The sequence below is a fragment of the Bradyrhizobium guangzhouense genome (genome assembly GCF_004114955.1).
Taxonomy (GTDB): domain Bacteria; phylum Pseudomonadota; class Alphaproteobacteria; order Rhizobiales; family Xanthobacteraceae; genus Bradyrhizobium; species Bradyrhizobium guangzhouense.
Map to the genome: position 1 here is coordinate 6,136,899 of NZ_CP030053.1, position 22,635 is coordinate 6,159,533.

Annotated in this window: 24 protein-coding genes; 12 read left to right on the forward strand and 12 right to left on the reverse strand. The window is 63.4% G+C overall.

All coding sequences use genetic code 11. The features are described 5' to 3' along the window. The first annotated feature begins 157 nt into the window (after positions 1–157). Positions 158–1,057 carry an RNA polymerase sigma factor RpoH gene (gene rpoH, locus XH91_RS29225; protein ID WP_100178250.1) on the forward strand — a complete coding sequence of 300 codons (900 nt, stop codon included), beginning with the start codon at positions 158–160 and terminating at the stop codon, positions 1,055–1,057. Positions 1,058–1,236: 179 nt separating this feature from the next. Then, positions 1,237–1,578 carry a hypothetical protein gene (locus XH91_RS29230; RefSeq protein WP_128953804.1) on the forward strand — a complete coding sequence of 114 codons (342 nt, stop codon included), beginning with the start codon at positions 1,237–1,239 and terminating at the stop codon, positions 1,576–1,578. A gap of 116 nt (positions 1,579–1,694) precedes the next feature. On the opposite strand, the gene XH91_RS29235 is transcribed toward XH91_RS29230, so the two are convergent. From XH91_RS29235 to XH91_RS29250, 4 genes are all read right to left on the reverse strand, one after another. Next, positions 1,695–2,315, reverse strand: coding sequence for a peptidoglycan recognition protein family protein (locus tag XH91_RS29235; protein WP_206733531.1), 621 nt, complete (start codon positions 2,313–2,315; stop codon positions 1,695–1,697). Between the two features lie 36 nt (positions 2,316–2,351). Further along, the gene (locus XH91_RS29240) at positions 2,352–3,554 is read right to left on the reverse strand and encodes a GGDEF domain-containing protein (protein WP_128953806.1); all 1,203 of its coding nucleotides are present in this window, start codon (positions 3,552–3,554) and stop codon (positions 2,352–2,354) included. Between the two features lie 603 nt (positions 3,555–4,157). Further along, on the reverse strand, positions 4,158–4,769 hold the full coding sequence (locus tag XH91_RS29245; RefSeq protein ID WP_128953807.1) for a LysE family translocator: 612 nt from the start codon (positions 4,767–4,769) through the stop codon (positions 4,158–4,160). Between the two features lie 72 nt (positions 4,770–4,841). Continuing rightward, complete coding sequence (locus tag XH91_RS29250; protein WP_128953808.1) at positions 4,842–5,216, reverse strand: response regulator; 375 nt, start codon at positions 5,214–5,216, stop codon at positions 4,842–4,844. A gap of 126 nt (positions 5,217–5,342) precedes the next feature. Between XH91_RS29250 and XH91_RS29255 the strand changes: the two genes are divergently transcribed. Further along, the gene (locus XH91_RS29255) at positions 5,343–6,188 is read left to right on the forward strand and encodes an SDR family NAD(P)-dependent oxidoreductase (protein WP_128953809.1); all 846 of its coding nucleotides are present in this window, start codon (positions 5,343–5,345) and stop codon (positions 6,186–6,188) included. Positions 6,189–6,322: 134 nt separating this feature from the next. On the opposite strand, the gene XH91_RS29260 is transcribed toward XH91_RS29255, so the two are convergent. Next, complete coding sequence (locus XH91_RS29260; RefSeq protein ID WP_128953810.1) at positions 6,323–7,129, reverse strand: lytic murein transglycosylase; 807 nt, start codon at positions 7,127–7,129, stop codon at positions 6,323–6,325. A gap of 474 nt (positions 7,130–7,603) precedes the next feature. Here XH91_RS29260 and XH91_RS29270 point away from each other — a divergent pair, with 474 nt between their 5' ends. From XH91_RS29270 to XH91_RS29280, 3 genes are all read left to right on the forward strand, one after another. After that, entirely contained in the window at positions 7,604–8,143 is a 540-nt protein-coding gene (locus XH91_RS29270) for a hypothetical protein (protein ID WP_128953812.1), read from the forward strand. A 374-nt stretch (positions 8,144–8,517) separates the two neighbouring features. Next, positions 8,518–8,898: a hypothetical protein gene (locus XH91_RS29275; protein ID WP_245477246.1), complete on the forward strand. Its 381-nt coding sequence runs from the start codon at positions 8,518–8,520 to the stop codon at positions 8,896–8,898. 463 nt (positions 8,899–9,361) lie between these two features. Further along, a complete protein-coding gene (locus XH91_RS29280; RefSeq protein WP_128953813.1) occupies positions 9,362–9,598 on the forward strand; it encodes a hypothetical protein in 237 nt (78 codons plus the stop codon). Positions 9,599–9,867: 269 nt separating this feature from the next. Here the strand turns inward: XH91_RS29280 and XH91_RS29285 are convergent, their stop codons facing one another. Beyond that, entirely contained in the window at positions 9,868–10,251 is a 384-nt protein-coding gene (locus tag XH91_RS29285; protein WP_128953814.1) for a thiol-disulfide oxidoreductase DCC family protein, read from the reverse strand. Positions 10,252–10,397: 146 nt separating this feature from the next. Between XH91_RS29285 and XH91_RS29290 the strand changes: the two genes are divergently transcribed. Both XH91_RS29290 and tcmP read left to right on the forward strand, forming a co-directional pair. Further along, complete coding sequence (locus tag XH91_RS29290; protein ID WP_128953815.1) at positions 10,398–11,150, forward strand: DUF5131 family protein; 753 nt, start codon at positions 10,398–10,400, stop codon at positions 11,148–11,150. Between the two features lie 11 nt (positions 11,151–11,161). Continuing rightward, a complete protein-coding gene (gene tcmP / locus XH91_RS29295) occupies positions 11,162–12,313 on the forward strand; it encodes a three-Cys-motif partner protein TcmP (protein ID WP_164934031.1) in 1,152 nt (383 codons plus the stop codon). Between the two features lie 58 nt (positions 12,314–12,371). Here the strand turns inward: tcmP and rpoD are convergent, their stop codons facing one another. From rpoD to XH91_RS29310, 3 genes are all read right to left on the reverse strand, one after another. Next, a complete protein-coding gene (gene rpoD / locus XH91_RS29300) occupies positions 12,372–14,507 on the reverse strand; it encodes an RNA polymerase sigma factor RpoD (protein WP_128953817.1) in 2,136 nt (711 codons plus the stop codon). A gap of 371 nt (positions 14,508–14,878) precedes the next feature. Then, positions 14,879–16,903 (reverse strand): DNA primase, encoded by a 2,025-nt coding sequence (dnaG, locus tag XH91_RS29305; RefSeq protein WP_128955039.1) that lies wholly within the window; start codon positions 16,901–16,903, stop codon positions 14,879–14,881. A 265-nt stretch (positions 16,904–17,168) separates the two neighbouring features. Continuing rightward, a complete protein-coding gene (locus XH91_RS29310; protein ID WP_128953818.1) occupies positions 17,169–17,567 on the reverse strand; it encodes a gamma-glutamylcyclotransferase family protein in 399 nt (132 codons plus the stop codon). Positions 17,568–17,643: 76 nt separating this feature from the next. On the opposite strand from XH91_RS29310, the gene XH91_RS29315 reads away from it, so the two are divergent. Beyond that, positions 17,644–18,447 (forward strand): N-formylglutamate amidohydrolase, encoded by an 804-nt coding sequence (locus tag XH91_RS29315; protein ID WP_128953819.1) that lies wholly within the window; start codon positions 17,644–17,646, stop codon positions 18,445–18,447. A gap of 12 nt (positions 18,448–18,459) precedes the next feature. Here XH91_RS29315 and XH91_RS29320 read toward each other — a convergent pair whose 3' ends face one another. The 3 genes from XH91_RS29320 to XH91_RS29330 are packed head-to-tail and all read right to left on the reverse strand — an operon-like array spanning position 18,460 to position 21,122. Continuing rightward, positions 18,460–19,077 carry a LysE family translocator gene (locus XH91_RS29320; RefSeq protein ID WP_128955040.1) on the reverse strand — a complete coding sequence of 206 codons (618 nt, stop codon included), beginning with the start codon at positions 19,075–19,077 and terminating at the stop codon, positions 18,460–18,462. Between the two features lie 51 nt (positions 19,078–19,128). Continuing rightward, positions 19,129–19,674: a hypothetical protein gene (locus XH91_RS29325; protein WP_128953820.1), complete on the reverse strand. Its 546-nt coding sequence runs from the start codon at positions 19,672–19,674 to the stop codon at positions 19,129–19,131. 2 nt (positions 19,675–19,676) lie between these two features. Further along, positions 19,677–21,122 (reverse strand): LVIVD repeat-containing protein, encoded by a 1,446-nt coding sequence (locus XH91_RS29330; protein WP_164934032.1) that lies wholly within the window; start codon positions 21,120–21,122, stop codon positions 19,677–19,679. A gap of 117 nt (positions 21,123–21,239) precedes the next feature. Between XH91_RS29330 and XH91_RS29335 the strand changes: the two genes are divergently transcribed. Genes XH91_RS29335 through XH91_RS29345 form a run of 3 tightly spaced genes read left to right on the forward strand, consistent with a single transcriptional unit; the run spans position 21,240 to position 22,526 of the window. Continuing rightward, entirely contained in the window at positions 21,240–21,554 is a 315-nt protein-coding gene (locus XH91_RS29335) for an ArsR/SmtB family transcription factor (protein WP_128953822.1), read from the forward strand. Next, positions 21,547–22,017, forward strand: a complete 471-nt coding sequence (locus XH91_RS29340; RefSeq protein WP_128953823.1) for an SRPBCC family protein — start codon at positions 21,547–21,549, stop codon at positions 22,015–22,017. Before XH91_RS29335 ends, XH91_RS29340 begins: the two co-directional genes overlap by 8 nt. Then, on the forward strand, positions 22,014–22,526 hold the full coding sequence (locus tag XH91_RS29345) for an SRPBCC family protein (protein WP_128953824.1): 513 nt from the start codon (positions 22,014–22,016) through the stop codon (positions 22,524–22,526). The genes XH91_RS29340 and XH91_RS29345 overlap by 4 nt, the downstream gene beginning before the upstream one ends. Positions 22,527–22,635 lie beyond the last annotated feature (109 nt).

Genomic DNA, 22,635 nt, shown 5'->3' on the forward strand with positions numbered 1-22,635 from the left:
ACGTCAGCAATCCTTCCCTTTTTGGCCCCCGATGAGGTATATTGCGCCTGCGTTGGAAGTGACCAACGTGGAACATCGCAGCTACGGCCGGCTTTAACCAAGCGGTCGTCTGCCTGGCCCGCCGCTATCGGGGGCCTGAACCTTGGAGGGCTTCATAATGGCCCGTACCGCTGCTTTACCGGTCCTCAATGGAGAATCCGGCCTCTCTCGCTACCTCGCCGAGATCCGCAAGTTCCCGATGCTGGAACCCCAGCAGGAATACATGCTCGCCAAGCGTTGGCGCGAGCATGACGATCGCGACGCGGCACATCAACTCGTCACCAGCCATCTCCGGCTCGTCGCCAAGATCGCCATGGGCTATCGCGGCTACGGCTTGCCGATTTCCGAGGTCGTCTCGGAAGGCAATGTCGGCCTGATGCAGGCGGTGAAGCGTTTCGAGCCCGAGAAGGGCTTCCGTCTCGCCACCTACGCGATGTGGTGGATCAAGGCGTCGATTCAAGAGTACATCCTGCGTTCCTGGTCGCTCGTGAAGATGGGCACCACCGCGAACCAGAAGAAGCTGTTCTTCAACCTGCGCAAGGCGAAGAGCAAGATCAACGCGCTGGACGAGGGCGATCTTCGCCCCGACCAGGTGAAGATCATTGCCAAGCGCCTCGGCGTCACCGATCAGGACGTGATCGACATGAACCGCCGCCTCGGTGGCGATGCGTCGCTCAACGCGCCGATCCGGGACGACGGCGAAGCCGGCGAATGGCAGGACTGGCTGGTCGACAATACGCCCAACCAGGAAGCCATGATGGCGGAGCACGAGGAATATGATCACCGCCGGGACGCGCTGAACGGCGCCATGGGCGTACTCAACCCGCGCGAACGCCGCATCTTCGAGGCTCGCCGCCTCGCCGATGAGCCGATGACGCTGGAAGACCTTGCCGCCGAGTTCGGCGTGTCGCGCGAGCGCGTCCGCCAGATCGAGGTCCGCGCCTTCGAGAAGGTGCAGTCCGCGGTCAAGGGCACGATCGCAAGGGCCGAACAGGCCGCGCTGGAAGCCGCGCACTGAACGCGGCTTTTCCCGCGCCAGAAATTGGCGGATCGACAAGAGACCAAAAGCCGGCGGCAACGCCGGCTTTTTTGTATGAGCCGCAGCATGGTTGCGAGAGATGCCGGCGGTCCTCTTGAACGCCTGCGACGGGTCAACCGACCAAAGATGATCGGACAATCAAAGAACGGACACGCACCGTGTCGATCATCCTGCAATCCACCGTCGGCGGCTTCTCCGCCCAGTTCATGCGCAAGCTGCCGCAGGTCGAGCAGGCCATGCGCGACCACGGCCTCGATCCCTCGGAGTTCGTGATCTCCAAGGACTATGCCTCGACCGCGACGATCCCGATCATGGGTCCGTTCTTCTTCAATTACAGCGTCTACTTCGGTGAGGAGGAATTCACCGTCACCGAGCCGAACGACATGGTTTTTCTGGATTACTTCCTCAAGCGCGTGCTGGCCGCGGACGGCCCGCCGGAGCTGCCTGAGCAGCCGGGATTGTTCCGGCGGCTGTTCGGCTGGATGTCGCAGCCGGTGTAACCCTCGTCAGTCCGGGGCGCGCCCCTTGGCGCGGGCCCGGAATCCATTCATCGACCGACTCTGCTGCGCGATGGTTTCCGGGTTCGCGACTTCGTCGCGCCCCGGAATGACGGCGGCTACTCCCCCCAAATCCTTGCAAGCGTCGCGAGCCAGCAGCCTTCGCAATAGCGGGCGTCCTTGAAGTCGATCCAGTTGTGGGCATAGACGTGGTCGAGCGGGATGCCGTAGCGGGCGCGCAGGATCTGGACCAGGATCTTCCACGCCGCGACCTGCGCCTCGGTCGGCCCGATCGTGACATCGGGATAGTTGCCGGCAAACTCGACACCGATCGAATTGTCGCGCACGACCTGATGATAGGTCGTGCTGTTGTCGATGTATTTGTTGTCGTTGCGGTTGGCGCCGTCGGTATGGGTCGGCACCAAGGTGTCCGCGACCGACCAGTAGACCGTGCCGTCGGTCTCGACCCAGACCATCACACCACGCCGGGTGGGATTTTTGAACTGCTCCTGCGCGCCGCCGCGCGCCGAGCCCGATGGCCCTTCGGTCTGGTGCACGATGATGTTGCGCCAGGCATGGGCATCAGCGACATCGCCCCACGGCGCCAGCCAGACGATCTTCAGGCCGGGAATATCGGGCGTGCCGGTGCTGCGCGCGAGTTTTGCGAGCCCGGCGTCCATGGCTGCGGCGGGAGAGACCAGGAGCGCGGCGAGAACCGCCGCAACGAGGCGAGATATCATCACAGGATCCAACAGCGGACCGTAAGCGTAGCAAACTTACGCGAATTTACGCGCGGGTTCGACCGGCTCGGGCGAGAGCGGCGGGGCCTGATCGTAGATCGCAAAATCGTTCTTGCCGTTCTTCTTGGCGGCATAGAGGGCATGGTCGGCGTGGGCGATCAGCCGATCCGGGAATTGGCCGATGCCGCGATCCCATTCCGCAACGCCGATCGAGATCGCGATCGGGATGTCGTTGCCGGAGCAGCCGGCGGCATCCTGGCGGCAGACCTCGAGGATGCGGCGGGCAATCAGCGCACCCTCGCGCAAGGACGAGGACGGCAGCACGACACAGAACTCGTCGCCGCCGGTCCGGGCAAGCATGTCGCCCGGCCGGAGGCGCGTCTGCGCCATCAGGGTGAAATGCCGGAGGCAGGCATCGCCCGCGGCGTGGCCATGGGTATCGTTGATCGTCTTGAAGCCGTCGAGATCGATCACCAGCAGCGAAAACGGCTCGCCGCTGCGCTCCGATCGGGCGCATTCCTCGCTCAGCCGCTGCAACAGGTGGCGGCGGTTGGCGACGCCGGTGAGATCGTCGAGCAGCGCAAGATCGGCGACCTCGTTGCGGAGGCGATCCATTGCCATCAGCAGGAATCCGAAATTGAGTGTCATCGACAGAAATAGAAGCCCGAGCAACATGACCCCATGGGCCTGAGTGCCGGCTATCGCCGAAAAGTCGCCGCCGAGCGAATTGCCGACCGCGCGGGCCACGAACACCGCGATGATGATGAGGATGACGATGCCGGACAGCCGCGCGCCGGGGCTGACACGGCCCTCCGGCGGCGACAGCAACAAGCGCAGCGACAGAGCCAGCGGCAGGCCCTGGCCGATCGTGTAGCTCAGCATACGCAGCTGCAGCTGGTTGAAGCCGATCTTGAACAGCACGACACCGACGACGCTGACAACCGCCGTCCCGACCATGAGGCGCAGATAGAGCGGGCGATCATAGAAGCGCTGGATGCCCATCGCCGAGAAGCAACTCGCCGCAATGATGCCGGCGGCCGCGAGCAGAAGTGGAATTGGAGAATCGACGAATAGGTGGACCAGCGCCGTCATCGCGCCGAGGGCCCCCAGGAAAGCCGATGCCATCCAGTAGCGCGCGGCTTCGAATTTCGGATAGGAGCGCGTCACATAGGCCCAGATCAGGCCCAGCGCCAGGAAGTTGACGACGAAGACCGTCCAAAGCGTCGGTACGTTCAGCATGGCGTTCGCGATACGCGCAGCGTCCCGCCCCCTGTCCCCAGCAGAAGTTCGTCCATGACCCCGTCCCCGTGTTCTTGCGGAGGATCATGCGCGGGTTGCGCTTAACGGAACCTCACTGCGATCGTCGAAAGCGCGCCCTTGGTTTTGGATTCATGAACGCCCCGTCTCGGTTATCGGATCGTTAGGCACGTCGTCGGCGTCGATGCGCGATCGCGTCGAAGCCGACCGCGAAGCGGATTCGCGGGCCAAAATCACCTAAAAACGCATCTGAGCTGTGGATAACGTAATGACACAGATGTGACAGCGCGGGGCATGGACGCGCGAATCTGCTGAGTTTGTCATCGAGGATGTTGCGAGGCTGGCCCTCCGCCGAGCGATCCTCGTGTCGCGTTTCACCATTAACCCTTAAGAGGATCCTATGGCTAAGAAAGCGAAGAAGGCGAAGAAGGCGACGAAGAAAAAGGCCAAGAAGGCCGCGAAGAAGAAGTAGCGCGGATGTTCTTTGCCCGGGTGGAGCTCGCTCCGCCCGGGCGTCGGGCAGGACTGGCGGGTAAAGCCGAGAGAGTTTGAAGATGGCGGGCGCGGGGCCCGCTTTTTTAGTGCCTACCGCTCGGCGAAGGCCAGCTTGGCACCGAGCAGGGCGAACCCCGCCGCAAAGGAGCGGCGCAGCCACGCCATCACGCCGGGACGGGAAATGACGCGCGCGCGCACGGAGGCGGCGCAGAGGCCGTAGATGACGAACACCGCGAGGGTCATCGCCATGAATGCCCCGCTCAATTCCAGCATCCGCGCCAGCACATGCGCCTCGTCGACCGCGATGAACTGCGGCAGGAAGGCGAGGAAGAAGATCGAGAGTTTCGGGTTGAGGATGTTGATCAGGAAGCCGGTGACGATGACCCGGCCGCTCGAGCGCTCCTTGATATCAGCCTCGACCGCGAGCGCCCCCGTCTCCCGCAGCGCCTGCCAGGACATGTAGAGCAGATAGGCCACGCCGCACCATTTCAGCGCGGCAAAGGCGAGCGCGCTGGTGTGGAGTACCGCAGCAAGGCCGAGCATCGCCGCGACCATGTGCGGCACGATCCCGAGCGTGCAGCCGAACGCCGCCGCCACGCTGGCGCGCGAACCGCGGGTGAGTGCCGCAGCCAGGGTGTAGAGCACGCCGGTGCCGGGCGAGGCGACGACGATGAGCGAGGTGAGCAGGAAGGACCAGGACATGCCCCGTCCCTACCATCCCTGACGCTTGCCGAGAAGTCACGACACGGTCAGCGCCGCCGCGCCGGGCGCGCTTCAATTCAGCTGGGCGATCTCGGCTTCGCGCAACACGTCCAGCGGCGCCCAGGGCTTGGCCCAGAATTTCGCGCCGTCGGGCAAGGCCTGCGCCAAGGGGCGGCCGGAGGTGACGACGACGTCGAGCTTCGGATTGCGGTCCTTGGCGACGTGGGCCAGCTCGACGCCGTTCATGCGTCCGGCCAGCTGCACGTCGGTCAGCATCAGGCAGAGCGCGGCGGCGTTCTTGTCCAGCACCCGCTCGGCGGCTTCCGCGCTCTCGCACTGGATGACCTGGTAGCCGCTCTCCTCGAGCAGGAGGCAGAGCATCTCCCGCTGCAACGCATCGTCCTCGACGATCAACGCGGTCGCTCGGTATGGCTGGGCCTGTCCCATCTGGCTGCTCCAATGCTCGCATCCGCTTCAAGTCACGAAGGTTAAGGAGGCGAGCGGCGATATGGTTCGGTTCCAGACTGAAAATATGTACATTGAAGTTCCATTCGAGGATTGAGGGAGCTACCCATGACTGCGATTCGCGGCGCCGCCGCCATCACCGGAGCGGCCAGCGGCATCGGCCGCGCCCTCGCAATTGAACTCGCACACCGCGGCTGCGATCTCGCGCTCGCCGATCGCGACGAGGCCGGGCTGAAATCGCTCGCCGCCGAGATCGGTGCACAGCGCAAGATCAGCGTGCATCGCGTCGATGTCGGCGAGCCCGACGACATCGCGCAATTCGCAGCCGAGGCGCTCGCGGCCCATCCCGCGCTCAACATCGTCATCAACAATGCCGGCGTGGCGCTGATGGGGACGTTCGAGGAGATCGACCAGGCGCAGATGGACTGGCTGTTCGACATCAATTTCTGGGGCGTGGTGCACGGCACCCGCGCCTTCCTGCCGCATCTGAAGGCAAGGCCAGAAGCGCATATCGTCAACATCTCCTCGATCTTCGGCATCATCGCGCCGCCGGGACAATCGGCCTATGCGGCGGCCAAGTTCGCGGTGCGCGGCTTTTCCGAGAGCGTGCGGCACGAGCTCGCGGTCGCGGGAAGCCCTGTCAGGCTCTCGGTGGTTCATCCCGGCGGCGTCGCTACCTCCATCGCGCGCTCATCGCGCACCGGGGTCGGCGTCACCGACAATGCGCGCCGCGCGCAGGCGATCGACCGGTTCGAGAGCGCGGCGCGGACGACGCCGAAGGACGCGGCGCTGCGCATCATCAGGGGCATCGAGCGCAACGAGCCGCGCATCCTGATCGGCAATGACGCGAGGTTCATGGACATCCTGCAGCGCTTCCGCCCGGGGACGTATTGGGCGCCGTTGCAAAGGCGGCTGGAGAAGATGACGAAAGGGAAGTCGTCAGGGACGCAATAGCGCCGCCCACACTCCGCTGTCTTGCCCCGGCTTGACCGGGGCATCCAGTACGCCGCGGCTCCTCGGTTCAATCACTGCCGTCTCTGGAATACTGGATCGCCCGATCAAGTCGGGCGATGACACCGCGTATGCGGTCACTGCCCCATCAGCCGGTCCGCGAAATAGCCGATCGTCTTGCGGTAGATCACCGCCCTGTTCCACTCGCGCATCGCTTCGAAATTGGCCGAGCCTTCGTCGTAGGGCTGGCCCATCTTGAAGCCGTTGGAGTGCAGCAGGTTCGCGGTCGAGGCCAGCACGTCGGCGACGCTGTGGCGGAGGTCGACATGGCCGTCGCCGTCGAAATCGACGCCGTATTTGATGTAGGACGACGGCAGGAACTGGGTCTGGCCGATCTCGCCGGCATAGGCGCCGATGAGGTCGCGCAACGGCAGGTCTCCGCGCTGCACGATCTTGAGCGCGGCGAGCAGCTCGCCCTGGAACAGCTCGGTGCGGCGGCAATCATGCGCGAGCGTGGTCAGGGTGCGGATCACGGGCAGCTTGCCCATGTCACCCTTGCCGAAATCGCTCTCCAGGCCCCAGATCGCGACCAGGATCTCCCTGGGCACGCCGAACTGCTGCTCGATGCGCGAGAGCAGCGCGGCATGACGCTGCAGCAGCGCGCGGCCGCCATTGATGCGGCCGGCGCCGACGCGGGTCGAGACGTATTGCTCGAAGGTCTTGTTGAAGGTGTAGCGCTGGCGCCGGTCGAAGGCGAGCACGGCGCCATCCTGGGTGATGCCGCTGAATGCCGCGCTGGTCACGCCCGCCGACACGCCAGCCGCCTGCGCCTCCGCACTCATGCTGGCGACGAAGCTGTTGAAGTCGCCACCGCAGCGCGCGGCCTGCGCCGATCCGCCGGCGAGCGTGACAAGGACGGCGGCGGCGAAAAGCGGTCTCAACATCCGAAGGAGTTCCTCTGCAGTGACGCGAAGCGGAAGGCGATCATGCCCGGGAACGGGATTCGCGTCAAAGCGACGGCGGACTCGATGGCCGAAACAAAAACCGCAAAACAACCCCATGCACAGTAGGCGCGGCAGCGACTGCGATTTTTCCGAATAGATGTTGATCCGTCGGGCAAAACAGGGATATAGTATCAGCATAGCAGGCTCCGGTCGTCGGCGGGGCAATCGCATATGGCGTGCACGATGCAGCGGCATCGGCGCTTGGCTCCCTCGCCCGCTTGCGGGAGAGGGTTGGGGAGAGGGTGTCTCCACAACGGGACAATCCCCCAGAGGAAAGAACCCTCACCCGCAAGCGGGAGAGGCGGAGCAAGCCCGCTGCCGGCTTGATCCGCATCAACATGCCTCAGGCCCTCGTTCATAGACTGGAGCAAACAGGAGCGCCTTGTCCAAGCATCCTGCCCAGGAGACCAGCCCATGACCGGAATTACCCTGACCGCCGACCAGATCCGCAACGCGCCCGCACCGGTGCGGCAATGGATCGAGCAGGAGGTGATCAATTCGCTCGGACTTAATTCGGCAGGACTTGCGCCGCGACCGCCCGTCGCCGCACCGGCTCAAGCCGCCCATCTCGTCGCCTGCAGCGTGGACGACGTCGCCGGTGTGCTCGAGCACATCCGCGGCACCTTCCCGGCGGTGAACGTGCTGTTCGAGTTCGGCCGGCCCGGGATCACCTACGGCCAGCCCGCAGTGATGACGTTCCGCCTCATGGACATCCTGCACCACACGCGGCTGCAGCAGATCGAGCAGGTCATGACCTCCCTGGAAATGATCAACCAGGCGCTGACCGTGGTCAGGAAAGACCCGTCCGCGCGGTTCTGCGGCTTCGACAATGAAGGCCATTGCCTGATCGCGCCGCAGACGCAGGCCAGCATCGCCACGCTCTGGCAGGACATGATGGCGCGTCAGCAGATGCAGCAGACCAAGCCGGACGAGCGGATCGCCCCGGCGGCGTGAGACGGCGGCTCGGGTCGCCCCAACGGCAAGCAGGGCGATTGATATGGATTTTACGATTGTCGTGGGCTTGCTCCCGCCTCTCCCGCTTGCGGGAGAGCATAGGCCGCCTTCGGCGGCCGTCCTTCCGAAAGACGCCGAGGCGTAGCCTCGGCTATTGCACGCCCCGGGCGATGCGAAGCATCGTCCCGCGCGTGGCGGGTGAGGGTTCTTTCCTTTTGGGGGTTGTCCCGACGTGGAGACACCCTCTCCCCAACCCTCTCCCGCAAGCGGGAGAGGGAGCGCAGGTGCACCAGGCCGCCCGCATCGTGCACGCCATATGCGATTGCCCTGCGCCGGCAAGGAGGGACGAGCGTAACATTTGTGGAGACTTCATCGTGCCGAACACCGAACGACCAGCCGGGCCGCGGCCGTTCCGCCTGCTCCGCATCCCGCTGTTTCGCCTGCTCGCCATCAACCTTGCGATCGGCGCCTGCGCGGCCGCGCTCCTCGTCGGCGGACTGCTCTGGCTCAACCCCGGCCATCTGCGCGAGTTGATCCTGGCGGATCGCGCGCCCGGCATCGGGCTGGTGTTGCTGCTGGCCTCGTTCGTCATCACCTTCGGCTCCGCCGCGATGGGCAGCGCGATCATGGCGCAGGGACGCAAGCAGGACGAGGGCGGAGGCGGTGGCGGGAGGCCCATCGCGATTGGCGATGCGGTCGTTGTCGCGGCGCGCACGGCCGACGGGAAAGGCGCTTCGCAACGCCAGAGCAGCTAACCTATGTTATTTTCAAGAGCATGCTCGCTTGCACTAATGGTTGAATTCGTTGCGCTGCGAAAAACTGCAAGATGAACAGAGTATTTCGATCATCGGAGCATCTGCTTTTCGACATCGCGGGAACCCGCTGACGACATCGTCTGCATATCTGATGCGCTCGCTGCGACATCGTCGCCATCACGATTTGCCTTGCCATCGCAGAGCGCAAGCGATAGCCTTCTATCTCAGGTTGTCGCCCTTGCCAGCCCCGGGCGACGCTGAAGAACCAATAAGCGGCGGGCTCACCGGCCCGCCGTTTATTGAGGTTCAGGGCCGCTCGGAGATGAGGGCCGCTCGCAGGCATCAGGCCGCTGCCGGCCGAAAGGCACGATCCAACGGCTCCGCTGGTATTCCGGTCGCGAAGGACGTCGATATCTCGCGCGAAGTCATTTGACTGCGGCGCCCTGATCGACGACAAGCCGCCATGGCCAAGAAACCCGGAACCAACCCGAAAGGCGAATTCGCCTTTTTCAACGTCGTCTACGAAGACGGCTCCCAACGCTCCAACCGCCGCGTGCCCTCCGAGCTGCTCGGCGGCCTCGACGGCGACGAACCCGCGCGCAATTTCATCAGGGAGCAGGACCGCGAGATCGCGGAGAAGAGCGGCCGGCCGCCGCTGGAGATCAAGGAGATCGAGCGGGTTGGGGCGAAGAAAAAGTAACGCCGCGACGAGATTGGGCTGAACTGGTGCGGCATCGGGAGGTCACCTCTCCCTTGGGAGAGGTCGGCGCGTCCCGGGCGATGCGAAGCATCGTCCCGCGCGCCGGGTGACGGCTTACGGTCTCACCGTGTGCTGCTCCCCCTCACCCGATTTGCTCTGGACGATGCTTCGCATCGCCAGGGCAAATCGACCTCTCCCCGCCGGGGAGAGGTGTCGGAGCCCGCGGCCGGCCTATCGACTCAAACCAGAGCCGATGGCTTCAGGCGCGCTCACCCGCGCCCGCACCATTTATTCCAGGCAAACAGCAGATCGGCAAAACGATCGTAGACAAACCGCGTGACCGGCAGCGCCACGCGATTGCCTGACAGCGCCGCAAGCCACCCCTCGCCCGGCGTCAGCCTCCACAGCGCAATCGCGACGTCAGCACCGACGATGAGCCGGCCAGCCTCGTCGGTCGCATGCAGACGGCGCCTGATGTCGTCGAGCGAGGCGCCGAAGTGCGCCAGCGCATCGGGCTCTTCGTTGATGTCCTTGAACTCGACGGCACCGCTGCGCACCAGCGCCAAAAGCTTGTTGCGCTGCCAGTCGATCCCGGCGTCACAGACGGGACAGCGGGTGTTGTAGTAGACGGTGAGGTGATGAGCACTCGACATGGCTGGGTAAGGCGAAGCAGAACTCTAGAATCTTGGATCGAACGAACTCGCATTGCGCGCAGGCTTACGTTAACTCAAGGTAGTGCTCATTTTTGATACGTCTTTATAGGTTTGACTAAGTTCTCTTTTTGTTCTATGGTGGATATATGGCTGCCTCGACCCAGATTGAGTGGACTGACGCCACGTGGAATCCGGTCACCGGATGCACAAAGATTACACGTGGCTGCGACCTCTGCTACGCCGAGCGGTTTTCGGAACGATTTAGAGGCGTGCCTGATCATCCATTCGAATCCGGCTTTGATCTTAAGCTGCGCCCAGAACGGCTAGAGCAACCGCTTAGTTGGCGTCAGCCGCGACGCATCTTCGTTAATTCCATGAGTGACCTCTTTCACAAAGAGATACCGAAATCATTCATCGACTCCATCTTCGAGACGATGGAGACCGCCAATTGGCATACATTTCAGGTACTGACAAAACGCAGTTCGCTGATGACGCGATATCTCCTGAATCGATATCGCGCGGAAGAGGCCCCTCCTCACATTTGGTTAGGCGTGTCTATCGAGGACGCCCAGAACGCTGTTCGACTAAAGCATCTCCACGCCGCGCGTGCATCGACGAAGTTCGTTTCGTTCGAGCCCCTGCTTGGTCCTGTCGGCAAGCTTAACCTCGAAGGAATCGATTGGGCGATCGTGGGCGGTGAAAGCGGCCCGCGCGCACGACCAATGGCGGAGGATTGGGCAATCGAAATTCGCGATCAGTGTCGAAGCGCGAAGGTCGCTTTCTTCTTCAAGCAATGGGGCGGCACCCGACCGAAGTCTGGTGGGCGGCTCCTGCAGGGCCGTGAATGGAATCAGTACCCCCGGATTTCTCGAACCAGACTATTAGAGGCAGCCGAATAGAGAGGTTAGTTGTGACCGATCCTTACTTCGGTCGCGAGCAGACCAAGGCCAAGCATTTCATCTTGAAGAGCTACCTTCAGGCGCTCGCGTTTAAGGTATTGAATTTTTCTGATGTAACGTATGTCGACGGCTTTTCAGGTCCGTGGGAATCCAAGACCACCGACTTTAGCGACTCATCTTTCATGATCGCAATCCGCGTCTTGAAGGACGCTCAAAGCCAAGTGCTAACGCGAACCGGAAAAAGACGACGGATCAAATGTTTCTTTTCCGAGAAGAACGCAAAGGCGTATTCCCTGCTAGCGAGCGCGGTTGCTGAATTCCATAAACCTGAGGACGGCTTCGAAATAAAGACTTACGAAGGAAACTTCGAGGATGCGATCGACATCATTCGATCTTTCGTTGGCACATCCTTCCCTCTGATATTCATCGACCCCACCGGATGGAAAGGATATCCATTCGACAAGATCAGACCTCTGTTTGCGCGGGCCAAGTGCGAGGTACTGATCAACTTCATGTACGACTTTATCAATCGATTTGCATATAGCCCGGACCCTGAAACCATTGAGTCGTTGGCCCCCATTTTGGGCGGGCCTGATTGGCCCAATCGTCTCGATCGAGATATTCCTCGCGGCCTCGCCGTCGAAAAGCTATTTCGCGATACACTCCGAAAAGCGGGAAACTTCGACTTCGTGATATCCACGAAAATCGACAAGGCAACAGCCGAGCGCCCGCATTTCTTCATCGCATACGGAACCAAGAGCGCTGAAGGATTGAAGACGTTCCGTGAGATTGAATACGACGCACTGCGAAGGCACGCGAAAAGTAGGGCAGACGCAATAGAAGCAAAGAGAGAGGAGCGATTAAACGTTACCGATTTGTTTGCAAATCAGCGTGCCGAATTAAGCGAGGCAACCGTTGAGGAAATCGTTGGCGAACAAAAACGATTGGCCGCAGGTTACATATTGGAGTTACTTATTCAACATGGGACACTCAAGTTTTCGAAACTTGTTCCTGCCCTGCTGCAACCATTCATGTTGCGGGAAACAAACGTGAAGGACATTTGTGTCGACCTTGCCAAGGCCGGTCAGATCGAAAATGTATGGGGTAGCGGTAATCGAAAGCCGCGCGACGAAGACGTTATCCGGCTACGCCCACAGCAATGATCCAAAAGAAACGGCGGGCTCACGCCCGCCGTTCTGGATTCCAATAATGGCCTTCGGCTCAATTATCCAAGAAGCTCCGCAGCTTCCGCGACCGCGACGGATGCTTCAGCTTCCGCAGCGCTTTCGCCTCGATCTGACGAATACGCTCTCTCGTTACCGAGAACTGCTGCCCCACTTCTTCCAGCGTATGATCCGTGTTCATGCCGATGCCGAAGCGCATGCGGAGCACGCGCTCTTCGCGCGGGGTGAGCGAGGCGAGCACGCGCGTGGTGGTTTCGCGCAGGTTGGACTGGATCGCGGCGTCGATGGGGAGGATCGCGTTCTTGTCCTCGATGAAATCGCCGAGGTGTGAATCCTCTTCGTCACCGACGGGGGTCTCCAGCGAGAGCGGCTCCTTGGCGATCTTGAGGACCTTGCGGACCTTCTCCAGGGGCATGCCGAGCTTTTCGGCGAGCTCTTCCGGGGTCGGCTCGCGGCCGATCTCGTTGAGCATCTGCCTGGACGTGCGCACGATCTTGTTGATCGTCTCGATCATGTGCACGGGGATGCGGATGGTGCGGGCCTGGTCGGCGATCGAGCGCGTGATCGCCTGCCGGATCCACCACGTGGCGTAGGTCGAGAACTTGTAGCCGCGGCGGTATTCGAACTTATCGACCGCCTTCATCAGGCCGATATTGCCTTCCTGGATCAGGTCGAGGAATTGCAGGCCGCGGTTGGTGTACTTCTTGGCGATCGAGATCACGAGACGGAGGTTGGCTTCCACCATCTCCTTCTTGGCCTGGCGTGCTTCGCGCTCGCCCTTCTGCACGGAGTGCACGATCTTGCGGAACTCGACGATCTCGAGGCCGGTCAGCGCGGCGAGCTGATGCACCTCGTGACGGAGGTCCTTGATGCGGTCCTTCTCGTGATGGACGAAGTTCTTCCAGCCCTTGGCCGAGAGTTTCGAGACGCGGTTGAGCCAGCGCGGATCGAGCTCCGAGCCGGTGTAGTTGCGCAGGAAATCCTCGCGGGCGACGCCGTGGCTGTCGGCAAGGCGCATCAGGCGGCCCTCATGCGAGACGAGGCGCTTGTTGATGTCGTAGAGTTGCTCGACGAGACTGTCGATACGGGCCTGGTTGAGGCGCAGCGACTTCACCTCGACGATGATCTCGTCCTTCAGCTTCTTGTACTTGCGCTCCTGGTGCGGCGAGAGCGACTCGTTCTGGAGCTGGTTCTGGATGTCCTGCTCCTGAAGCTTGCGCAGCTTCTTGTAGCTGTCGGCGATCTTGTCGAAGATCTCGACCACCTTCGGCTTGAGCTCGGCCTCAATGGCCGCAAGCGACATCTGGTTCTCGAACTCGTCGTCGTCCATGTCGGACTCGGCCGCAGCCTCGCCCGGATCCTTCTCCTCGCCGACTTCAGCACCACCGGCCGGGGCGGCGCGGAACGGGGTCGGCGACGGGGGCGCGGCGGGCGGCGCGACATGCGCGGGCGCGCCTGTTACGGCAGCCGCCTGGCCTTCGGCCGGCGCTTCGCCGTTCTCGCCATTGGGGCCTGCGATCATCGCATTGTTCATGCCGCCCTTGGCGTCGGGACCGGCATAGGTGGCTTCGAGATCGATGATGTCGCGAAGGAAGATCTTGCCTTCGTTCAATTCGTCGCGCCAGATGATGATGGCCTGGAAGCTCAACGGGCTTTCGCAGAGGCCCGCGATCATCGCCTCGCGGCCAGCCTCGATGCGCTTGGCGATGGCGATTTCGCCTTCGCGGGAGAGCAGCTCGACCGTGCCCATCTCGCGCAGATACATGCGAACAGGATCGTCGGTTCGCTCGCCCGGCTCGCTCTTCTTGACCTCGGTGACGGCCTTCTGGGTGACCTCGACGAGCTCGTTATCGGTCTCGTCGTCGCCCTCGTCCTTCTCTTCCTCGCCTTCGGAATCGTCGGCCTCGGTGACGTTGATGCCCATGTCGGAGAGCATGGACATGATGTCCTCGATCTGCTCCGGCGAGGTCTGGTCGGACGGCAAAACTTCGTTGAGCTGATCGAAGGTCACGAAGCCGCGCTTCTTGGCCTGCTTGATCATCTTCTTCACTGCCGCGTCGGACAGATCGAGCAACGGCGACGGCGCGTCCTGGGAGTCCTTCTCCGGTGCGTCCGCTGCCTTGTCGTCTTTTTCCTTGTCCTTCGCCTGCAGCGTCTTTGCCTTGGTGGCCATCCATTGCTCCTAAACGCGTTTCATGCGGGACGTTGCGCGCGCCCGCGTGAAATCACTTGAACCTGTTGCTCGACGCTCTCGCTTCGCCAGATCTCGACACGGAAAGGGCGGCGCGCACAGATCTCGCCACCCCGACCTTTCACTCGCCGGATTTGCCTAACGCTTCGTGAGCCTCTTTGTCGCGGCGATGCAGGTGAAGTGCCAACAGCTGTTGCGCGGATTCATTCCTGACGCGTCTGTTCTGCCTGCGGCCGCGGGGCCAAAGTGCTACAAGACCGTTAAGCCTCGATTAACCCTGTTTTTGCCGCCAAACCTTGGATTTGGCGAGTCTTTTAGCGGTACCGGCGGCGTCCGTCCGCATGATTCTTTCATCACACGCTCTTCTGGAACCGGCCCGACAGCTCGCCAAAGCCCTCGATCAGGGCCTCGGTACCGTCGACCTCTCCTATCCGAGCCTTGACGTCACGCAGCCATGCCAAATTGGCCTCGCTGGGGTCCTCCCCCAAGGCCAGCTCGGCGTCTTTCAGCTCTCTAAGTAGTGAATGCCATTGCCGATGCAAGGCAACGAGCTGATGCCAGGTGGCAAGAACATCGTCCCTGGCGGCGCCCTCGCGGGCGCCCCACACCGCCGCGGTGGTGATTGCGCCCTCAACCCGTTGAAGAACCTGAGAAAAACCGCCCTTATCGAGGTCGCCGCGCATCTTCTCGGCCTGCTCCTCGGGGTCCGGCGAGTGGTAATGGTCGTTGACGAAGGCGCTGATGATGGCGGCCCGGAGCTTGTGGGCCTCGGGATGGGCGATCTCCAGGGCCGCCACCTCCTCGAGATGGTCGTGCAGCAGCCAGGGGTGGTTGATCAGGCTCTGCAGGATCAGGGCCTCGCGGCGGGAGATGGCGCTGCGCTGCCCGCGCATGATCGGGCTCGCCGCCAGCTGGGGGCTTGCCGCCTGGTAGGGGCCTGAGGGCAGCAGGGCCGGCCCGGGCGGACCGCCGCGGCGGCCTCCGCCGAATCCTTGCCCGAATCCTTGCCCACCGAATCGATTCGGGGACGCACCGCGGGGCTGGAACGAGCGGCCGCCGCCGCCTTGCCGGAAATTGCCCCTGTTAGCAAAACCGCCGCGGCTGCCATCAGGCGAGAAGGTGCGCTGCAGCCGCTCGATGAACTCGTCGCGATAATAGCGCCTGACAACCTCGTCGCGGATGCCGTTGGAGAGCTCCTTGATGCGGGCTTCCAGCGCGGCGCGGCGCTCGGGCGTGGCAAAGTTGCCGCCTTCGAGCTCGCGCGACCACAGCATGTCGGCGAGCGGACGCGCCGCCGCGATCACCTCTTCCATCGCGCCGCGGCCACCGGAGCGGACGAGATCGTCGGGGTCCTGGCCCTCCGGCAGCAGCGCGAAACGAAGACTCTTGCCGGGTGCGAGAAACGGCAAGGCAAGGTCCGCAGCACGATAAGCGGCCTTCTGGCCGGCGCGGTCGCCGTCGAAGCAGAGGATCGGCTCGTCCGCCATCTTCCAGAGCAGCGCGAGCTGGCTTTCGGTCAACGCCGTTCCGAGTGGCGCAACGGCGCCGGAAAAGCCCGCGGTGACCATGGCGATGACGTCGACATAGCCCTCGACCACGATCAGCGAGGCGCCGTCATGGGTGGCTTTGCGGGCGGTCTGGTGATTGTAGAGATTGTCGCCCTTGTGGAAGAGCGGCGTCTCCGGCGAATTCAGGTACTTGGCCGGAACGTCCTTCTCCAGCGCGCGTCCGCCGAAGGCGATGACGCGGCCGCGTAAGTCAGCGATCGGGAACATCACGCGATCGCGGAAGCGATCATAGGGCACCGGAATGTCGTCGCCGCCGACCAAGAGGCCGGTCTCGACCATGTCCTCGACGGAGACACCGAGCTTGCCGAGATGCTCCTTCAGCGCGAAGCGATCGGGCGAGGCATAGCCGAGGCGGAACTGCACTTGCGTCGCCGGCGAGATGGCGCGGTCGGCCAGATAGCCGCGCGCCTTCGCGCCGAGGCGCGAGGCCAAGACTTCCGAAAAATACTTGGCGGCGAGCTCCATGACGTCATGCAGCGTGCGGCGGCGCTGTTCCTGCCGCGCCGCATCCGGCGTCACCGCCGGCAGCGGCAGCCCGGCCATGCCGGCGAGCCGCTCGACGGCTTCGGCGAACGGCACGCCGTCGGTCTCCATCACGAAGCTGATGATGTCGCCGTGCTTGCCGGAGGAGAAGTCGTGGTAAAAACCCTTCTGGTCGTTGACGTAGAAGGACGGCGTCTTTTCTTGCTGAAACGGCGACAGCCCCTTCCACTCCCGCCCCGCCTTCTTCAGCTTGACGCGTTTGCCCACGACCTCGGAGACCGAAAGCCGGGCACGAAGCTCGTCGAGGAACTGGGGCGTGAAGCGCATGGCCATGGTGTAGCGCGAACCGGGGTGAGTCGGGCGAAGGATCAGGGATATAGGTGCGGGATCGCCAGAAGTCAGGTTTGGCCGGGTTATCCCGACTATTCGACCTATGCACAGGGGCGCGTCATTCCGGGGCGCCCGGAAGGGGCGAGCCCGGAATCCATCGAGCCGCCGGAATGCTGGCAGGAATGGATTCCGGGCTCGCGCTGCGCGCGCCCCGGAATGACAGGGCCGCTTGGACCCCGAGAAGCGGAGCAGGCGCCCGCTGTCAATGCTCCAAAAACCGGCCGGACTCGATGTGCGGCAGGCCCGTCACCGGCCAGTTGTAGACATAGGTCCAGGCCGGCGCCGTCAGGCCATCCGCACCTGTGACGTCGACGAGGCAGCGCAGATATTCGGTCGGCTCCGGAAAGCCCTCGCCGCAGGCCTCATACATGTCGAGCTCGCGCAGGAGCTCGTCGCCGGCGCGCAAGGCGAAGAGCTCGCCGTGCACGACGTCCGATGACAGCTCGGACAGCAGCAATCCCGGATAATGCTTGACGAGGACGAGCCGGCCGCGGCAGCGCGCCTCGCCCAGGAAATCCGCATGCTGCGCGAGCAGCCGCGCCATCGGATGGTCGAAGCCGCGCATCAGGGTGCCGTAGACGAAGAGACGATCGGAGGTCATGTTTGTCCTGACGTTGCGGCGTCGATGTAATGGGGCTACTCCGTTTAGACGAGATATCGTTTGATAGGCAATCAGGATGGACCTGCACGCAGCCGAGGCGACGGATCGACTTCTTGGCGACGGCGACATTCCGCCAGTGCATGAGGTGAATGCGGCGGGCACATCGCCCTTCCTGCTCACATCGGACCATTACGGCCGTATTCTGCCGCGCGTGCTCGGCGATCTCGGCGTATCGGAAAGCGAGCTCGTCAGGCATATCGCATGGGACATCGGCATCGCCGGCGTCGCCGAGCGGCTCGCAAACATGCTCAACGCGCATTTGATCGCACAGCGCTATTCGCGGCTCGTGATCGACTGCAACCGCCCGCCCGGTGTGGCGAGCTCGATCCCCGTGATGTCGGAAGCGACCGCGATCCCGCGCAACGAAGGCATCCCGGACGGCGAGCGCGCGGCCCGGCGGCGCGAGATCTTCGAGCCCTATCATCGGCGCATCGACGCGGTGATCGACAGCCGGATCCAGGCGAAGCAGCCGACGGTGCTGGTGTCGCTGCACAGCTTCACGCCCGTCTATGCCGGCGTCGCGCGGCCCTGGCACATCGGCGCGCTCTACAATCGCGACAAGGTGCTGCCGCAGCTGCTGCTGAAACATCTACGCGCCGAGGGCGACCTCGTCGTCGGCGACAACGAGCCCTATGCGGTGAGCGATCTCAGCGACTACACCATTCCCGTCCATGGCGAGGCGCGCGGCCTCGTCAACACCGGCATCGAGATCCGTCAGGATCTGATCGCGGATCAATCCGGCGAGCAGCAATGGGCGGAGCGGCTGGCAAGGATCTTTGCGGAGATCGAGGTGGAGTTGAAGCCGGCGCTGCTGGTGTAAGACACGCTGCCTTCACTTGGCGCGGATCAACGCCAGCCAGATGCCGCCGCCGATCATGAAGCCGCCGGAGACGCGCGACACCAGGCGGGTGCGGCGCGCCGAGAAAAAGCCGCGGACCTGCCCTGCCAGCAGCGCGTAGATTCCGTCGGTCAATCCGGCCAGCACCATGAAGGTGACACCGAGCAGCAGGACCTGCGAGAGGTGATCCTTGCTCATGTCCATGAATTGCGGAATGAACGCGCCGAAGAACACCAAGAGCTTCGGGTTCGACAACGCGACGACGAAGCCCTGCAACAGGAAGCCGCCCCGCGGGGGCGGCGGCGGCGCGTTGGCGTCGACGCCCTCGACCGGAGAACGGATCAGCTTGATGCCGAGCCAGACCAGATAGGCCGCGCCCGCAAAGCGCACCCAGTTGAACCAATAGCCCATCGTCGCCATCAAGGTGGTGAGGCCGACCGCAAGGACGCCGATCACGATCAACAGACCCATCTGCACGCCGAGAATGTTGGTCAGCGCTGCGCGCGTGCCGTGGCGCAGGCCGTTGGCGATGACGAGGGTCACGATCGGCCCCGGCAGCAGCGCGAGCGCAATGCAGGCGGCGATAAAGGCGAGATAGGCTTGCATGGACATCATGGGGAAGACCCTGCTCGATGGCGTTTCGCCGGCATTAATGCATGGCACCTAGTTTCCGTCCAGCGCCGCCGTCATCCACGTTCTCATTTCCCGCGTCTTGAGGAATGCGAGCGCCGCATGCTGCATGGCGCCTGCGTCGCCGCGCCCCTGCGCCACCGCGACGAAGAGATCGCAGCGCCGCGACAGCGCAACGCCGACCGCGGCGCGGCCCGCACCGTCATGGATGGCGAGATCATAGCGGCGCGCCCGACCGCGCAACTCGCCGACATGCACGACCTCACCCTGTGCGGCGGCCGTGAAGCGCGGGGTGATCAGATCGATATCGGCGACACGATCGACCTCATCGTCATCGGCAACGCCGCTCTCGCAATTGCAGAAGCCGCGCTTGGCGCGCAGATAGAGCTCGGCGCCGTCGCAGGCACCGCCCTCGCAGCGAAAGGCACGGCCCGCGGGCCAGCCGTCGCGCGGAAACGGCCAGGCCGTCTCGCGCCATCCAGCAGATGGCGGCGCGGACGACGGAGCCAGCTGATAGGCGCCGACGCCGAACGCGCCGAGCGCGATCAGAGTGACCGCAATCGTCGCCGCACGCCGCATCGTCAATTCTTCGGCAGTCCGGCGACGGCGCGCGCCGCTCCGGTCAATTCGAGGATATGCAGGCCGGTGTTGGCGCGATCGACGATGTAGATGTAGCCGCGGTCGTCGGTCTCGACATTGTTGGTCTGGATCGCGACCTTGCAGCGCTCGCCGCCCTCCACCGGAATGCAGCGCTTGTCGGTCGCGCTGGTGATCGCCGGAATGAAATAGCCGACTTCCCTGGGATGATAGGGATCGCGGATGTCGAGCGCGCGCACGCCGGCATTGAAGAAGGCGATGAAGGCCATCTTCTTGTAATAGACCGGCGCCATGCTCTCGTTGGAGGAATGCGAGCCGAAGCGGCCGCCGCGCTGGCAGAACTGCCCGCTCGCCTCCGGCACGGTGTAGCTCGAGATCATCATCGGCCGGGTCTCGGTGGTGACGTCGGCGAACCACACCATCTGCCTGGCCTCGCCGCATTCGTTGAGGATCGCCTCGTCCACGATCATGACGATGTCGCGCGTCTTGCCGTCCTTGTCCTCGGCGAACTCGGCGACGGGCATGTCGAGCATCGGAAACGTCGTGTGCGCGCCGTTGAAGGCGGACATCGGCAGCCGCGATATCTCGGGAAAGCGCAGATTGTCCGGCGTCGGCTCCTTCGGCCCGTTCAGCAGCTTCTCGCGATCGACGATCTGCAGGATGCCGCCCTTGTTGGTGCCGTAGCCGAAATAGACGCGGTTGCCGTTCGGCCCGGTCGAGATCGGTCCATGCAATTCGGTCGGCACCGCGCCGGTCGCGCCGGGCTCCTGACCGGGCAGGCCGAAATCGCGGATCTTTTGCGGATGCGCGGGATCGGAGAGATCGTAGATCTGCGTCATGCGCCGCGTGCGCCAGTCCGGCGCCCCCGAGACCAGATAGGCAATGCCGGTGTCGCATTCCCACCAGCTCTTGTGCGTGTCCTTCAAGCCACCGAGGCGCGTGATCAGCACGGGATTGGCGGGGTCAGCGACGTTCCAGATCTCATGCGCCTGGCTGCCGAAGGTGCGCAACATGTAGACCGCGTTGGGATCGCCCTTCGGCAACGACTTGCCGTCGCACACGCGCACCATCTGCGCGCCGCCGGATTCGTATTTGCCCTCCTGCCCCGGCAGATGCCTGAGATATTTCGGATGCGCGGGATCGGTCACGTCGAGGATCGAGGTGCCGTTCGGCTCCGCGTTGCCCGTCATCGGATTGACGGGATCAGGCACGTCGTCGGTGCCGCCATGATGACCGATATAGGCGATCCAGCGGTCGCCCTGGTGATGGATGGTCGGCTGATAGGCGCTGCGCGCCTGAAGATCGTTGAACCCGACCAGCTTCATGTTTGATGCTTCGGGCGGCGCGCCGATCGTCTGCTTCTGCGCGTGAGCAGACGGGCTGCCGGCAAAAAGGACGAGGGCGGCAGCAGTCAAGACGCAACGGAACATCAAAGTCCTCCCCGGAACCAATCTGCGTTGGCTGAGCTGCGACGCTAGCACAACCGCTCGCGCGCGCCAAAGACATCATCTTGACATGCAACCATTTGGTTGCCTATTATCGCCGCCATGGATGAAGTCTTCAAAGCGCTCGCCGATGCCTCGCGACGGTCGCTGCTGGACCGGCTTCACGCCAGGAACGGCCAGACGTTGAACGAGCTCTGCGACGGCCTCGCGATGACGCGCCAGGCCGTGACAAAACACCTGGCCATCCTGGAAGAGGCCAATCTGGTCACGGCCATCAAGCATGGCCGCGAGAAGCTGCACTATCTCAACCCGGTGCCGATCCATCAGATCGGCGAACGCTGGATCAGGAAATTCGAGCGCGGCAAGCTCGCCGCACTCGGCGAGTTGAAACGCCAACTGGAGAAGCGTGATGAGTAAGCCGCAATTCGTCTATGTCACCTACATCGAGACCACGCCAGAAAAGCTGTGGCAGGCGCTGACGTCGAGCGAGTTCACCAGGCAATACTGGTTCGGCGCCGAGGTCCGCTCCGACTGGAAGGTCGGCTCGCCGTTTGCGCTTGCGCTGGACGGCGAGGTCACCGATTCGGGCGAAATCCTCGAGGCCGATCCGCCGCGACGGCTGTCCTACAGCTTCAAGCATCACAAATATGAAGAACTGCGTGGCGAGCCGATCTCGCGCGTCGTCTTCACCCTCGAACCTTTCGGCCCGGTCGTGCGTTTGACCGTGCTGCATGATGGCTTCGTCGAGGGCGGCAAATATCTCGGCGCCGTCTCCAACGGCTGGCCGGCGATCCTGTCGCAGCTCAAGAGCCTGCTCGAGACCGGCAAGCTGCTCAACATCACGCGCGCAGCCCTCAACAAGGGATTCGACGCAAAATGAGCCTCGACCAGTTCAAGCCGCTGACGGTCTACACCATTTACATCGCCTCCACGCCGGAGAAGGTCTGGGAGGCGCTGACCTCGGCCGAGTTCAGCAAGCAATATTTCTTCGGCAACGCCGTGGAGGTCGAGCCGCGGCTTGGCGGTGCCTTCATCGTGCGCACGCCCGACGGCGCCCTGCATATCAGCGGCGAGGTGCTCGCCTACGATCCGCCGCGCAAGCTTGCGGTGACGTTCAACGTCAACTGGCCCGAGCTGATCGAGAAGCTGGGGCCGACCCTCGTGACCTACGACATCGAGCAAACAGGCGACGCCGTCAGGCTCACCATGAGCGAGGGCCACGATCGCGAGCTCAGCGACGACATTCTCGCCGGCGGCCGGTCGGGCTGGCCCGCGATCCTGTCCAGCCTCAAGAGCCTGCTCGAGACCGGCAAGCCACTCGTCGTCAAGCTCGGTCCGCCCCAGCGGATGCTGGATGCGCTGAAGGCGATGGGGATCAAGACGCCGTAGGGGCTGACCTGTCATTCCGGGGCGCGCGCAGCGCGAGCCCGGAATCCATCGCGCAGCCGCGTTGGCGGATGAATGGATTCCGGGTTCGCCCTGCGGGCGCCCCGGAATA